Source organism: Methanomethylovorans hollandica DSM 15978 (genome assembly GCF_000328665.1).
Taxonomy (GTDB): domain Archaea; phylum Halobacteriota; class Methanosarcinia; order Methanosarcinales; family Methanosarcinaceae; genus Methanomethylovorans; species Methanomethylovorans hollandica.
Genome location: NC_019977.1, coordinates 397,539 through 411,429, shown reverse-complemented (window position 1 = coordinate 411,429; position 13,891 = coordinate 397,539). Strand labels below are relative to the sequence as shown.

General features: G+C 41.7%; 13 protein-coding genes. 7 read left to right on the top strand and 6 right to left on the bottom strand.

Annotation, left to right across the window (positions count from 1 at the left end; genetic code table 11):
• Positions 1-3: 3 nt before the first annotated feature.
• Together mmcA and METHO_RS02005 are read right to left on the bottom strand one after the other, a co-directional pair.
• Complete coding sequence (mmcA, locus tag METHO_RS02010) at positions 4-1,542, bottom strand: methanogenesis multiheme c-type cytochrome (protein ID WP_015323849.1); 1,539 nt, start codon at positions 1,540-1,542, stop codon at positions 4-6.
• 13 nt (positions 1,543-1,555) lie between these two features.
• On the bottom strand, positions 1,556-1,984 hold the full coding sequence (locus METHO_RS02005) for a hypothetical protein (RefSeq protein WP_015323848.1): 429 nt from the start codon (positions 1,982-1,984) through the stop codon (positions 1,556-1,558).
• Between the two features lie 229 nt (positions 1,985-2,213).
• On the opposite strand from METHO_RS02005, the gene METHO_RS02000 reads away from it, so the two are divergent.
• Positions 2,214-3,110 carry an FAD:protein FMN transferase gene (locus tag METHO_RS02000; protein ID WP_245546319.1) on the top strand — a complete coding sequence of 299 codons (897 nt, stop codon included), beginning with the start codon at positions 2,214-2,216 and terminating at the stop codon, positions 3,108-3,110.
• A 20-nt stretch (positions 3,111-3,130) separates the two neighbouring features.
• Here METHO_RS02000 and thpR read toward each other — a convergent pair whose 3' ends face one another.
• Positions 3,131-3,676 (bottom strand): RNA 2',3'-cyclic phosphodiesterase, encoded by a 546-nt coding sequence (gene thpR / locus METHO_RS01995; protein WP_015323846.1) that lies wholly within the window; start codon positions 3,674-3,676, stop codon positions 3,131-3,133.
• Positions 3,677-3,794: 118 nt separating this feature from the next.
• Between thpR and METHO_RS01990 the strand changes: the two genes are divergently transcribed.
• The gene (locus tag METHO_RS01990) at positions 3,795-4,730 is read left to right on the top strand and encodes a DNA integrity scanning protein DisA nucleotide-binding domain protein (RefSeq protein WP_015323845.1); all 936 of its coding nucleotides are present in this window, start codon (positions 3,795-3,797) and stop codon (positions 4,728-4,730) included.
• A 58-nt stretch (positions 4,731-4,788) separates the two neighbouring features.
• On the opposite strand, the gene METHO_RS01985 is transcribed toward METHO_RS01990, so the two are convergent.
• From METHO_RS01985 to rqcH, 3 genes are all read right to left on the bottom strand, one after another.
• The gene (locus METHO_RS01985; RefSeq protein WP_015323844.1) at positions 4,789-5,361 is read right to left on the bottom strand and encodes an acetate uptake transporter; all 573 of its coding nucleotides are present in this window, start codon (positions 5,359-5,361) and stop codon (positions 4,789-4,791) included.
• A gap of 482 nt (positions 5,362-5,843) precedes the next feature.
• Complete coding sequence (locus METHO_RS01980; protein ID WP_015323843.1) at positions 5,844-6,884, bottom strand: mRNA surveillance protein pelota; 1,041 nt, start codon at positions 6,882-6,884, stop codon at positions 5,844-5,846.
• 77 nt (positions 6,885-6,961) lie between these two features.
• Positions 6,962-8,956, bottom strand: coding sequence for a ribosome rescue protein RqcH (gene rqcH, locus METHO_RS01975; protein WP_015323842.1), 1,995 nt, complete (start codon positions 8,954-8,956; stop codon positions 6,962-6,964).
• Positions 8,957-9,068: 112 nt separating this feature from the next.
• Here rqcH and priS point away from each other — a divergent pair, with 112 nt between their 5' ends.
• The 5 genes from priS (at position 9,069) to METHO_RS01950 (ending at position 13,875) form a co-directional block, all read left to right on the top strand.
• On the top strand, positions 9,069-10,235 hold the full coding sequence (priS, locus tag METHO_RS01970) for a DNA primase catalytic subunit PriS (protein ID WP_015323841.1): 1,167 nt from the start codon (positions 9,069-9,071) through the stop codon (positions 10,233-10,235).
• Between the two features lie 340 nt (positions 10,236-10,575).
• A complete protein-coding gene (gene hcp, locus METHO_RS01965) occupies positions 10,576-12,195 on the top strand; it encodes a hydroxylamine reductase (RefSeq protein ID WP_015323840.1) in 1,620 nt (539 codons plus the stop codon).
• A 468-nt stretch (positions 12,196-12,663) separates the two neighbouring features.
• Positions 12,664-13,389 carry a hypothetical protein gene (locus tag METHO_RS01960; RefSeq protein WP_015323839.1) on the top strand — a complete coding sequence of 242 codons (726 nt, stop codon included), beginning with the start codon at positions 12,664-12,666 and terminating at the stop codon, positions 13,387-13,389.
• Between the two features lie 24 nt (positions 13,390-13,413).
• Positions 13,414-13,692: a 50S ribosomal protein L44e gene (locus METHO_RS01955; protein ID WP_015323838.1), complete on the top strand. Its 279-nt coding sequence runs from the start codon at positions 13,414-13,416 to the stop codon at positions 13,690-13,692.
• 6 nt (positions 13,693-13,698) lie between these two features.
• On the top strand, positions 13,699-13,875 hold the full coding sequence (locus METHO_RS01950) for a 30S ribosomal protein S27e (RefSeq protein ID WP_015323837.1): 177 nt from the start codon (positions 13,699-13,701) through the stop codon (positions 13,873-13,875).
• Positions 13,876-13,891 lie beyond the last annotated feature (16 nt).

Sequence of the window (13,891 nt, the reverse complement as noted above, 5' to 3'; positions counted from 1 at the left end):
AATTCACTCCTTAAATGCTGGTTCCCTCTCTATTTCAAGCGGTTTTTGCCCGGGTATGGTCACAAGGATCTCTGTAGTAGGAGTAGCGTTTCCTGCGGGATCCTTATCATACCCCAACAGCTTCCAGTTAATGGCAGGTGTGATATCATGACATTGAGTACAATTTGGCTGCTCCTCTGCAAAGTGTATCCTTTGAAGCTCTTCGGAGGATGAGGCACCGTGGCAGTCATTACATTGCAGTGGACTAGCCATACCAACATCATTGCCTGCAATGTTATGACTTATCTGGTAAAGGAGGTCAACACTCCTGAGAACTGCATTTGGATAATCAGGCTGTTTGTTAAGATCACCATCATAAGAGCTTATCTCAGAGGATGTGACAATACCATCACCGTTAGAATCTGCTGCCTTAACTGCAGCCGGAGGTATCGGGTTGCCCAGTGAAGAACTGTTATCCGGATAGTTCAGAACATCCCGGTCCAAACCTTCATCCCACCATACACCCTTAATCGAATTGAAAGTGTTAAGTTTCACACCTTCTTCATCTTTACTAGCCACCACAGGCAGTTTTTCATTATATATCCCCTTTGACCAGGCAAGCGTTGGTGTGAAATCAGATTCATGGTATGTTTCTTCAAGAACTCCATTCTCCCAGTTGAACCCGTTTATTGGAGTTACACCTGTAACATTGCCTCCTGGCAACAGAGGTATGTGACATGTTTCACATTCAATTGTTTCAAGGTGAGCATCAACCATACCTCCGTGAGAGATACCTGCATGACAGCCTTGTGCATCACAGCTCTTTACTGCCACATGATCATCATGTGTGGAATCAAGAGGAATTCTGCGGCCGACCTGGTGCTCCTCTGTTGCATGGCATTCCACACAATTTACACTTGCATGGACATCATATTCAGAAGAGTTAGCAGCCATCCATGTAACTGCACCGGTAACAGCTTCACCCTGATGGCAGGTACTGCTACATTGTTCCTTTCGGGGACCCGCATTAACATTATCGTGTATCTCAGTAACTATAGGAAGAGGAGTAAGAATGTTCAAAACATAACTTGACACATATAGAGGATCTTGCTGTGCTTTTTTGCTGGCCGCTTCAATTGCAGCTCCTTTTGCACCGGCAATATCCCTGGAAGCGATGCTTTCAACGCGCGCCTGATAATCATATAAGCCGTGCTGTTCGTGACAGACCATGCAGTCCACATCTGCACCATATTCCTCAAGATCTCCACCGCCCGGGTGCAATGGACCGTAAACGCTTAACCACGTATCTTTATCCATGTCACTCAACATAACACCCTGGCCTCTTAGAGAAGACCATTCAGCAAGGTCCTGTTGTACATGGAAAGATCCGGCAACTTCATCTTTTACCTTTAAATGACACCCCATGCACACACTATCAGACCATTTCTGATCCGTCATATAATGAGCTGCCATGACTTCATTTCCGCTATATCCTATGTAAGCATAAACACCGGATATGAAAAGCATTAAAATAGCAATGACAAAGAGAAAATTAGCTTTCATAATATGACCACACTCACTTTTCTGACACTTCCCCGGGAGTGTTGGAGGCAATATCTTCAAGCTGCTTTATAGCAACTATTATAGTATTCCTCAAACTCTGTTCATTTGCGATCTTCTGATCATTCGTGACATATTTGTCTATCTCGAATGTCTTGCGCACTACCCTTACATTAAAATCAAAAACCTTGTCCAGAATTCCTTTTTCAGGGGTCATGCCAAGGAAGTCAACATCCATGTGATTGCCGACTATATTGGATTTAAGTTCTATTTTCTCAAGAGGAGAACCGGGTTTCACATAGATGATATGATGTTTTACGATACCAAATTGCTTTTCGATTCCCCTCCATCCATACTCTTCCATTATTTGATGGATTGCCACAACAAGGTATTTGTCCTTGCTGGAACGTGAGCCGGTAGGTGAAGATCCACTGTGATCGCTCATAATTACACTTCCTTTGATCAAAGATTTCCGTGAAAGAACCAACTAAATGACTATTACAGTTCTGATTAAGTTTAAGATTGATTATGTCATTCCATAATCCATGATGTATAAAACTGTTACCATTGTCTTGATAACGATATTATCAGTATCATTCGTTATAAATTGCATTGACAAGGATGTGGCTAGCCAAGAGCCTATACCACAAATATACAATGATACCAGAAGCATAATGGATACTATAGTAACGATCAAAGTGGTTGACACTGACAGCACTCATGCCAGAATGGCTATAGATAATGCTTTTGAGAAAGTACACTATGTTGACTCCAGCATGGACTATTTCGACAACACCAGTGAACTTAGCAGACTTAACACTGATGCACAACTTTTCGATGCTAGTAACAATCTTACATACGTAGTCAATAAATCTATATATTATCAGCATATTACCCACGGGGCTTTCGACATTACAATATTACCTCTGCTGGATCTATGGAAGAGCAAGTTCGTACCCGGAGGCACACATCAGCCACCTGCTGAAAATGAGATCAGTGAAACACTAAGGCTTGTGAATGCCAGCAACATAACAATCAAAGGAAATGATATATTCCTTGAGGAAGGGATGAAGATCACACTCGGCGGGATCGCAAAAGGATATGCTCTTGACCTTGCCATAGATTCACTTCGCAAGGATGGAATTAGCTCCGGTTTTGTTGATGCAGGAGGGAATGGATATTATATTGGCCATAGACCCGATGGGACATCCTGGAGAGTGGGATTGCAGAATCCGAATATGAGCGAACAGGTGATAACTGTGGTCGGAGTCACAGATATGGCTATAGCCACCAGTGGCAATTATGAAAGGTATTTCAGCGAAGAAGCAAAGGTCTCGCATATTGCCGACCCTCGAACAGGATATCCTTCCCAGAACCTGATCAGTGCTACGGTTATTGCTCCTACTGGCATAGACTCGGATGCACTGTCAACTTCCGTATTCGTATTAGGAGAGCAGGATGGCCTTAAGATGATAGAGGAACTTGATGGCATAGAATGTCTTCTGATAACGAACGACAAAAGAATAGTAAAGTCTAGCGGCTTTGAAAAATATGAGGTCGCTTCAGCCTGAGAGTCACATTCACTTTATGATCAGGACAGATCAATCTCATGCAGGGTCTCATAGATGGGGCCCTGTGGAGTCAGAGTACTTTTCTTGAGCTTCACAGTATGCACTCTCATCAGGCCCACATCAAAATCCCTGAGAGGATCTATTACAGAGATGAGTTCTTTCTTTCGGGGAACAGGTAGATATGTGACTCTGGCAAGAGTCGCGTGCGGAATGAACTTACGTGGCTCTTTTTTAAAACCAATTTCTGAAAGCAATGCTTCCAATTGCCCGTGAAGACATGAATAATCACCAGCTGCACCCAACCATACTATCCTGGGATTCTTCATACCTGGAAAAGCGCCCACCCCGGAAATTTTTGAATTAAATGACGGACAATCCAGTCTGTTAAGAGCTGTGATGATCTCTGGTAGTTGTGCCTCATCAACATCTCCCAGAAACTTCAGGGTGATATGTACAATACTGGGATCTACTGGTCTTAATCCAGGCCCTATGAGCCTTGACTGTATCGCAGAGATCTTTCCATGGAATTCTTTTGGAAGGTCCACAGCTACGAATATCCTGAACACAAAAACACCTTTATAGAAGTGGAACTGAAAACATAAAATACTGGCGCTGCAAGCTCACATAGGTATCTTTAATAGAGATAAGATGATTATATAATAATCAATGTGAAGAGGGGACAAAATGGAACAAAAAGGAATCATCGCTGATTATTATAGCAGTAAACTGGAGGGCACAGGTGAAAGTGAGAATTGCATGCAAAAAAATAATGTTTTCATCGAAACGGCTGTGAAGCTTGCCGAAGGACTTGGCTCTTCCGCTATAATCCTGGCTGGTGACTTTTGTTTTGTAGATGTCATTACGGATATTCCCATATATCATGCTTTCAGTGATCAGAAGGAGCTCATAGATCATCTCATATTCTCTACCGGGGAAAAGGGAGTAAGCACATTCACCAACAAGATGATCGACAAATCTTATCATAAATTGGAAGAGCTGGAAAACATATCTTCTATAGAACATGTTCTGGGGAATATTTCGGGAGGAACGGTTGTCGGGATCGTGGGCAGCATAGATTCTTGTGCCATAGTTGTCCACGATCTTAATGAGAGCGACATGGTAAAAAGAATAAGAGAGTGTGGAGAACGCGTATCTCCTGAAGTTGTACGTGCTGTTTTGAACATTTGTTTTGATATTGCCACAAAAGGACGTGAAGGCAAAAAAATGGGTACAACATTAATTGTAGGTGATGTGGATGAAGTCATGCATAGGTCACATCCTCTGATCATTAACCCATACCAGGGACAAACACCTGAGGACAGCAATATCCTTGAAGAGCACAACTGGGAATCAGTTAAGGAACTTGCACAGCTGGACGGAGTATTTGTGATCTCAGAAGAGGGAAAGATACATGCGGCAGGCAGGTATCTCGATGTGGATGCCAGAAACATCAATATTGATAAGGGCCTTGGAGGAAGACATGTATCCGCTGCAGCTATCACAAGAGATACTGTCGCCGTGGCTTTCATTGTATCAGAATCTGGTGGTGTAGTGAGGATCTACAAAGATGGAAAAGAATTGCTCTGCATCGATAAACCGCAAAGGTGTATCCCAGCATAATAGTCTTTAAAAAAAGAAAGACCGGTTAGAGCCGGCCATATATTTTCGAATTTCTGCTTTACATTGGCATTTTCATCCCAACTGCATTCAAGACCAGTGCAGTGGCAAGGTAAAGTGCTGCAAGACCTGTGATAAGGGTTATTGCTCCTGCGACTCCCAGTGGCAGCATTCCAAAGAATACCGCTGCAAGACTGAAGAAAGTTAGGTCTAGCACTATAAAGACCACAGTTAGCATCTTTAAACCAATCTTTAATGTACCAAGTGTGAGCAAAGTTGCTATGATACCCCATACAAGTGTGAAAAATCCCATAGATGTAGCACTTGCTGCGTCCCATGTTGCATTGAAAATTCCTAGTGGAGCGAGGTTTATGTATGAAAAGCCGAGCCACCAAAGACCGAATATGGTGAATGCGGTTGCACCGAATGTGTCACCTTTCTTCCATAACTGCAGACCAGCGATCACTTCTGCAATGCCACCAAGCATAATTGCCATTGCAATTACCATAAGTGCGTCTGGGAGTATCCCCATGTTTAAAAGTCCTGCGAATGTAGCTGCAAACCCAAGACCGTAGAAACCTACTGCAGCCGGACTTCCAGCTGTAGTATCTTTAATTGTAACTTCTCCTTCCATAGTTTGTCACTTCCCAAATATATAATGAATATTACGATCGTAGAGATTTATTAATGTATAGTTGTACTACCCTTGAAAAAGAATGGGCTACATGATGATAAATTTAAAGTTATTTACACTGCATGCTATCCAGACTTAGCCAAACACCTCCTACACAAGACACTTTCTAATAGCAGTATTTATGTGTTTTGTTTCTTTTTAGGAAAGAGGAGAAATCAAACAGGAGTGATTTATAGCATAAACCTAGTAGTAGACTCCATAAACAATTTAGAGTCTGAAAATACGGTTATTAAGAAATAAAGCGCCAAAAAGAGGTTATTATCATTAATAAAGGTGAAAAATGACTTTGTCATTTGAATTTACAAACCAGTATAAGTATATATATGATGCAGCGGATATGTGGAACGACATATTTAAATATAAAAAGAGAGAATGATTATGCTTTTAAAGAGAGATAAGAAAGTGCACCCCAATAACTTCTATCATATCCTGAACCGCAGCAGAGCTGCAATTCCACCCAGCGCCAGCAATTTCTGCCCAGGCTCAAAATCTGTGCTGAAAACAACTATACTTCCCTGGGAGTGTTCAACTGCCTGTAAAAAAGTATCTATCTCTCCTTTTTCTCTTTCTGCTCTCAGTAATTCATCACATATAAGAAGTGTATCTATCGCCCCATAGCCAAGAGCCATCTGAACTTCAGAGAGCCCGTAGGCTACTTTGCCGTTAATTGCTATTTCTCTTAAGAGATCATCCATGAGCCTGGATTCACGAGCTATCCTTGATTGCTCCATGATCCTGTCAACTGCACCCCTTCGCAGCACTTCCTGAAAGCCGGACATGCCAATTGATGAAGTGTCTTCAAAAACGATCTTTGAAGCCATATCCGGCTCTTTTTCTTGAACTAGCTTGAAAAAATCCTCTTTTGTAAAACCCGGTCCTGCAAGTACAATAGACTCTGAGCCGGAAATGGCATGTACCAACTGGTCGAGGATCTCCTGGAAAAAGACAGTCCTCATATTACCCTCGCCTTTGCCTGAAGACTGCGTGATATGAGAATAAACCTCGATACCATAATGCCTGACAAGACCAATATCCGCATCTCCTTCCTCTACGCCCACAATAATAACAGATGGCCTCTTGGAGGCTATTTCAGCTTCATCTATTCTCTCAAGCTGATCCTTCTTCCAGACCTTGATGATGGACAGATCCGTACCACCCTCAATATTGAAAGTATGATGAGAACCAATATCCATACCGTGCTCTATAACACCATGTACCCTGAGCCTGTTGGAGAATTTATGGAATTCCAGACCCTCCACCCGTACTCCAAGTCTCACTGTTTTCTTCTCTATTTTTTCCGGGCGCAATTTATCGGTTGCAGCATCGGCTTTTCTTTTAGTTACAGCAAAAACAAGGTCACCAGCCTCAATTATATATTTGAGATGCCACAGGTCATCAAGAGTTTCAGCTAAGACAGATATTTCCCCTTCATTACCCCGCAGGTTTTTTTTCATCACTCTCATATTAGCACCTCAATAAAATGATCATACAAGCAGCATCGTAAAAATAATTGCTATAGAAGCAACTCTGATAAATTTGATCAAGACTTAAAGTCGGATTCTCCCGGCGGTAACATCATAGCTATCTTGTCAGGAGAAGCGATCTGTTTTACATATGACGCATCACCTATTGTATCCACGTACTTCCTGTATACCTTTTTTGCTATATCGTTTTGGTTGAATTTGCCTGGCACCAGCTCTATAACATGCTTCGCCCTTGTGCTTATTGCAGAAAGGGGGCCGCCTATTACCCTTGTCTGTTCACCCATTTCAATACCAACCGCAACTCCTACTGGCACATCTTTTAGATAGTTCCTTTCACCCCGGATAATGAAAGACCCTTTCTTCACGTATTCGCCTGACTCCGGAGTTTTTGAAACCTGTGTTGGATTTACCCAGTAACAGTCTGCACTGAACTGACCTGATTTCCAGACACTTGAATATGACACTACAAAACGAGCTGCCTCCTCAATGGTCTGTGACGGTACTTCTTTACCACCTGTTTTTATCACTGTCAGTGGTGCACCTGGCATCTGGGTGTGCAGTACAATGTCCCGCTTTTCCATGTACTTTACAAAGATCTCCTCATTGGTATCAGCATCTCTCCCACCTATTACCAGGAAACCATCAGATGAAACAAACCATCTGAATCTATCATACCACTGCTTCTTAATACGAACAGTACCTCTTTTCCTGGTAGCAGTTTTTTCTTTTTTCTGCATAGCCAGTTTTGTCTGCTCAATAGACCTTATAGCACCTTCCTGTTTTTTTGCCAGTTTTTTGGACCTTTCGTAATATACCTGAGCATTCTGAGGAACGGTCTTAGTTACATCTATATTCGTTTTCATACCCATTAGGTCAAGCACCACTATTCCTGTAGCTGAGTCTATGCTCAATATGGACTTGGCAGCCGGAACAGAATCCTTGGCAGCCTTTATGGTGGACTTTATCTGATCCCACGAGTAACCTTTATCCCTTGCAATGGCAAGTACTTTTAAAACATCTTCTACAGCCTGATAATTAGCATAAATTGTTTCTGCAATGGACGTGTGTTTCTCTGATTCTTTACCATACTTCTCCACAGCTTCTTCCTGCTGCCTTAACCTGCGCTCCAGAAGATCAACTTTTTCTTTTTTTACCGAAAATGCCTGTTCGGTGATAGACGCAGCTTCCCTTTTGCCAAAATACTCATCCAAGGCCTTGTTAAATGAGGGATAGCGCTCTTTTGTCAGTTCACGGTATACTTCCAGTTCAAAAGGTACGACATCTATTGACTGAGCGGTATCCCCTTCACCTTTCATTATGATACAGGGGTCTAATTCCCCTGTCTGCAATGGAGAGAACATATCCTTCATTGCCCGAAGGAGTAAAGTTATTTCCTCTGAGCCTACTTCCGAAACAGGAAGGTTCTTTTTGATCCCGGCCCTGGAACATACTTCCTCTGAAAGAAGACCGCCCAGATTGAACCGGGTTGCAATTGTGCGCACCACATCAGAATCCGACGATCTGAAAACTGCAAGCATTTGTTCTTCACTTGCATCAAGAGGACTTATCTGTGCTTCAGGATAACTGTATATCTCACCACTTCTTACCCTGCGACCTTTAAACGTTGTAGGGTTCATAGGAAGAATGATGCGCCTTTCATTGTCAATGAGGACAATGTTGCCTCTGGCAAAAAGCTCAGCTATTAAGACTGTCTCCACACCGCCCCTGACAAAACCTATTTCGATTATCCTGTCAAAATCATACTGCTTGATGGATGTTATCCTGCTGCTCATTACGTGTTTACGCAGCAGCATGGGAAATGACTGTGGTAGTTTGGGACTCGGAGAAACATACTGGCTCAGATGAGCCCTCTTTCCGGCCTGTATTATGAAATCTACCCGACCCTTACCGAAAACGAAGAGGTTAAAACGTATCTCATCTTCCAGTGGCTGATATATTTTCCCGACCTTGGCATCAATAAGCGAGAGCTCACCTGAGCTAAGTTCTGCCACAAGAGCTGCAACATCTGCACTTGCCATTTCCTCTTTCATAAAGCGACTATAATGCAGGTGTTGACTATAAGGTTTATGACAAGAAAGTAACATTAATGATAATCTGGCCATTGAGCCAGGAATAAGAAAGTAAAACAACAAAAGTGCGAAAATGAACGAAAGAACACGGAATTATCTTGTTAGCAGGTTCCAGACATACTACTCACAAGCTGAGATACACCTCCCCCCTGAACACATGGCTCGTGAGTGGGGATTTATTCCTTTCAGCGACAGTTCTGAAACTTTTATGAAAAGACACATCGCTTTCGGCTCAGAAGGGGAAATAAAGGACTATCTTAAAGGAATATCCCCTGCGCATGCCTATTATTCTGTTGCATACTATGAGTATCCCAGCGCACCTAAAATGAAGGAGAAGAACTGGCAAAAGGCAGATCTGATCTTTGATATAGACTCCGACCATCTTCCAGGGAAGATCAATTCGTATGCTGAAATGCTCGAAAAAGGAAAGAAAGAGACTTTTAAACTTATGGAATTTCTGCTTGATGACTTTGGATTCGAGGAAAAGGATGTACATATCGTATTCTCTGGAGGAAGAGGATACCACTGCCATATAACAGATCCTTCGGTACTGCATCTGGAAAGCCCTGAAAGACGCGAAATTGTTGATTATGTAAGTGCAAAAGGAATGGACCTTGAGAGGATACTTGATACAAAAGAAGTAAGCGGGGACGCCGGAAGAGAGAGTGCGCAGATGATGGTATTTCCTTCGGAAGCTGAAGGTGGGTGGAAAGGAAGGATCAATAGATATTTCATTTCTTTTTTAAAAGAAATAACTGCCAGAGATGATGCCGAAGAGATCCTTAGAGGATTCAAAGGAGTAGGCGAGAAAACTGCCCGACAGATCATAGAAGTATTCAGGGATGATTCACAGATAGAAGTATTGAAAAAAGGAAATATTGATGTTCTATCCGTAGTGAATAAAAAAGTTATCAATGCACTGATAGAAGAAGGTATAAGGAAAATGTCAGCAGTTGTTGATGAGCCTGTTACAGCTGACATTAAGCGTTTGATACGTCTCCCAGGGTCTTTACATGGCGGTTCTGGGCTAAAGGTCATGTCCTTAACGATTGATGAACTTGAAAAGTTCGAACCTTTAAGAGATGCGGTGGTCTTCAATGATAAATTGACAAGGTTAAAAATCATCAAGCCCTTTGCAGTGCAGATGAAAGGAAAAGATATCGAGGTGGAACCAGGAGAGCAGGAACTTCCTGAGTATGTAGCTGTACACCTTCTGTGCAGAGGAGTAGCTGAAATATGACACAATTAAGAGATATGCAAAGGATATGCTACACAGTGAAGTGCTTATTCCCTCAGAACCTTATTTTGGGATTTCTTTAAGAGCACGACAAGCCTCAGAAAATAAAAACTTAATGAACCGATTTTGTATTTTGATTTCTTCTGACAACAGAATGAACTGAATTTATGTAAAGACCTTCTTACTCAAAAGAGGATAATTGATTTGTATTTAGATATTATTTGTATTTAGACATTAATTATGTAATGCCTGAAAACAGTGATGTTTCCGGGAAAAAATATAGTAGCATAAAAAGTAAATAGACATATCTACACATTAGTCTACAAAAATAAAAGGTGACAAAATGTTCTGCTACCAGTGTGAAGAAACAATGAATGGGGAAGGCTGCACAAAGAACGGTATGTGCGGTAAGAAAGGGGAAATCGCAGACCTTCAGGACGATCTCATCTATGTGCTTAAGAGCATTGCATTCTACAACCAGAAAGCAAGAGAGGCAGGTATTTCTGAGAAGAACACTGATGAGTTTATGCTCGATGCATTGTTCTCAACAATAACGAATACAGATTTCAGAACGAGCGGAATTCAGGACCGCATCGACAGAGGGCTCAAACTCCAGAGTGAGATCAGGCAAAAACTCCAGGATAATAATCTGCTTAATGAGAAAGATCTGCCTGAAATCGCAACTTTGACCCCTGAAAACCTCAAGGACATAAATACCTGCATTCTTACAACAGAGGACGAAGATATCCGATCATTGAGAGAACTATTGATCTATGGTATCAAAGGAATTGCAGCATATGCACATCATGCTATGATGCTTGGACGTTATAATAAAAAAATCAATAAATTTATAGAAGAAGCTCTTGTGGCAACCACGGATGACAGTCTAACTGATAAGAAGCTTATCTCACTGGTCCTAAAATGTGGGGAAAAGGGTTTTGATGTAATGGCGGAACTTGACATGGCAAATACCGCTACATTCGGAAATCCAGAACCTACTTTGGTCAATATTGGAACAAGCGACAAACCTGGTATCCTCATCAGCGGACATGACCTGCATGACCTGAAACAATTATTGGACCAAACCGAAGGAACAGGGATAGATGTATACACTCATGGAGAGATGCTACCTGCAAATTCATATCCTGAATTTAAGAAGTACGGACACCTGATAGGAAACTACGGCGGATCATGGTGGCGCCAGCAGCAGGAATTCGAGAGTTTCAACGGACCGATATTACTGACGACCAATTGCATAGTTCCACCAAGGAACAGCTATATTGACAGATTATACACTACGGGTCCCGTAGGTTATGATGGTGCCACACATATTGTGGCTGAAGATGGTAAGAAAGACTTCTCAACAATAATCGAGCAGGCAAAGACCTGCGAGCCCCCGGTACAACTGGAAGAGGGTACCATTATGACAGGCTTTGCTTACAATTCAGTACTATCTAACGCAGATAAGATCGTTAATGCCGTCAAAGCAGGCAAGATAAAGAAGTTCATTGTTATGGCAGGATGTGACGGACGTCACAAGGAGAGACAGTATTATACTGATTTTGCAGAAGCACTTCCACAAGATGCTGTTATACTTACAGCAGGGTGTGCAAAATATCGTTACAACAAACTTAATCTTGGAGAAATTGATGGGATACCAAGAGTACTGGATGCAGGACAGTGCAATGATTCATTTTCACTGATCGTCATTGCACAAGGACTCATGTCCAGACTTGGATTTATCGATGTTAACGAAGCTCCGATCTCATACAATATAGCATGGTACGAACAAAAAGCAGTTCTTGTATTGCTTACCCTTCTGAGGCTTGAAATACGCAATATTACCCTTGGCCCAAAGCTACCGGCATTTATCTCACCAAATATTCTCAAGGTCCTGGTGGAGAAGTTCAATATAACACCAAACAGTACTGTAGAAGCAGACATGGAGAGACTATTAAAATAAGACACTCAAATACGAAAAAGAGGAGATGTCAGAGAGGATCATAATTAATCCTTGTTTTAAAGTCTTTTCTGGGTTTCAGGTAAGAAATAGCGTCTAATGTCTCCAATTCTCTGTTTTTCTTTTTTTTTAATTTTTAGATTTTGAATATAGCATCTGGCATCCTAAAAAAAGTATAACATAATTAAATGAAGTAAAAACACAAAAAGAGAAAGTTATGTACCTTAATCTGAGATATATAGTATGAGCAGTAGGTTTTAGGGTCTTGATAACAAAGGAGGTATCACCACACTGATGAACAATAAAGGTTTAAAGGTTGACGGAGTGTCATATACATCCCAGCAGGCCCAAAATGAAGGATGTAACTATTGTGTTTTAAAGTTAAAAGGAAAACTACTATGGTGAATGAGTTGTCGAGACTGGATCTCAATTATGCGGCAGTGCACCTGATGTGCAGAGGTGCGACATAATATGGATAGGACAGAATTAAAAGATATCCTGCGCAGTGAGAGCAGTTCTTCCCTCAGGTCCTTAAGTTCCGATTTCTATGAGAATGTAGCTAAGTACATCCGGGAACTGGAAGACGAGATCAGACTGATCAATAACCCCAGATCTGTTGAATCCAGAATGCTGGAAGATGAACTGCAGAGCGCCATCACAGACATCGAAGTAATATTCCTCCGCAGGATAAAAAAGATCACCACAAGGGCAACTTCAAACGCATTTTCAAAAAAATCACCGAATCAGGATATGGATAAACTATTGCCTGCTGAAAAGAAGATCTATGATTCTGTATTATCTGCCATTAACTCTGCAAGAGGAGAACTACTGGAACCGATCCTTAATCCAGAGGTATTATCGTCTTCAATATGTATACCTTCCAGAGAAAGTGCTTCAATAAATGTTGCTCTGCAAAAACATGTTCACGGAGGAAATTCCAACCCTAGTACTTTGGAAGTGACTGAAAGAACAGAAAGAGCACAGGGAATACCTGAAGAAAGTATTCCAGACGTAATAGGCAAAAGTAATATAAATGAAGAGTTCGTTGTTGTGCGAATACTGAAGGAGATACCTACCTTTAAGGCTTTAGATAATCGTAATTATGCACTGCGTGCAGAGGATATTGTTGTTTTGCCGACCCTTAATGCGCAAGGTCTTGTGAAACGCAACGTTGCACACATCATCAAGGAACTATAATTCAGATCAATAAAGGTGTAGATAATGAAGATCCCAAAAAGATTCAGAACACACTGCCCTTTCTGTAAAAAACACACCGAACATGTGGTGGAGAGGGTGAAGAAAGGAAAAGCTTCCTCACTGACACATATAGAAAGACAGAAGAAACGCCAGATAGGAATAGGCAACAGCGGAAAATTCTCAAAGGTTCCAGGTGGAGATAAACCCACTAAAAGGATATTCCTCAAGTACCGCTGCTCAGTGTGCAATAAATCACATCAGAGGCCATGTTTCAGAGCAAAGAAATTCGAATTTGCGGAGTGATGATCAATGTCAAAACCAAAAAGCAGATTCTTACGTGTCAAATGCAATGACTGTGAGAACGAACAAGTTATATTTGGAAGTGCAAGCACCAAGGTAACATGCCTGGTATGCGGCAGGACCCTCGCAGAGTCTACCGGTGGCAAATCAACTATAACAACACACATCCTGGAAGTCCTGGAATAAGTGTACAAAAAGTGAT

What these genes read in the sequence shown, in the direction of transcription:
- rqcH (WP_015323842.1), bottom strand. Translation starts at nt 8,956, where the DNA reads ATGAAAGAGGAAATGGCAAGTGCAGATGTTGCAGCTCTTGTGGCAGAA.
- METHO_RS01960 (WP_015323839.1), top strand. Translation starts at nt 12,664, where the DNA reads ATGGATAGGACAGAATTAAAAGATATCCTGCGCAGTGAGAGCAGTTCT.
- METHO_RS01985 (WP_015323844.1), bottom strand. Translation starts at nt 5,361, where the DNA reads ATGGAAGGAGAAGTTACAATTAAAGATACTACAGCTGGAAGTCCGGCT.
- METHO_RS02005 (WP_015323848.1), bottom strand. Translation starts at nt 1,984, where the DNA reads ATGAGCGATCACAGTGGATCTTCACCTACCGGCTCACGTTCCAGCAAG.
- mmcA (WP_015323849.1), bottom strand. Translation starts at nt 1,542, where the DNA reads ATGAAAGCTAATTTTCTCTTTGTCATTGCTATTTTAATGCTTTTCATA.
- priS (WP_015323841.1), top strand. Translation starts at nt 9,069, where the DNA reads ATGAACGAAAGAACACGGAATTATCTTGTTAGCAGGTTCCAGACATAC.
- METHO_RS01950 (WP_015323837.1), top strand. Translation starts at nt 13,699, where the DNA reads ATGTCAAAACCAAAAAGCAGATTCTTACGTGTCAAATGCAATGACTGT.
- METHO_RS01980 (WP_015323843.1), bottom strand. Translation starts at nt 6,884, where the DNA reads ATGAGAGTGATGAAAAAAAACCTGCGGGGTAATGAAGGGGAAATATCT.
- hcp (WP_015323840.1), top strand. Translation starts at nt 10,576, where the DNA reads ATGTTCTGCTACCAGTGTGAAGAAACAATGAATGGGGAAGGCTGCACA.
- METHO_RS02000 (WP_245546319.1), top strand. Translation starts at nt 2,214, where the DNA reads ATGGATACTATAGTAACGATCAAAGTGGTTGACACTGACAGCACTCAT.
- METHO_RS01990 (WP_015323845.1), top strand. Translation starts at nt 3,795, where the DNA reads ATGGAACAAAAAGGAATCATCGCTGATTATTATAGCAGTAAACTGGAG.
- METHO_RS01955 (WP_015323838.1), top strand. Translation starts at nt 13,414, where the DNA reads ATGAAGATCCCAAAAAGATTCAGAACACACTGCCCTTTCTGTAAAAAA.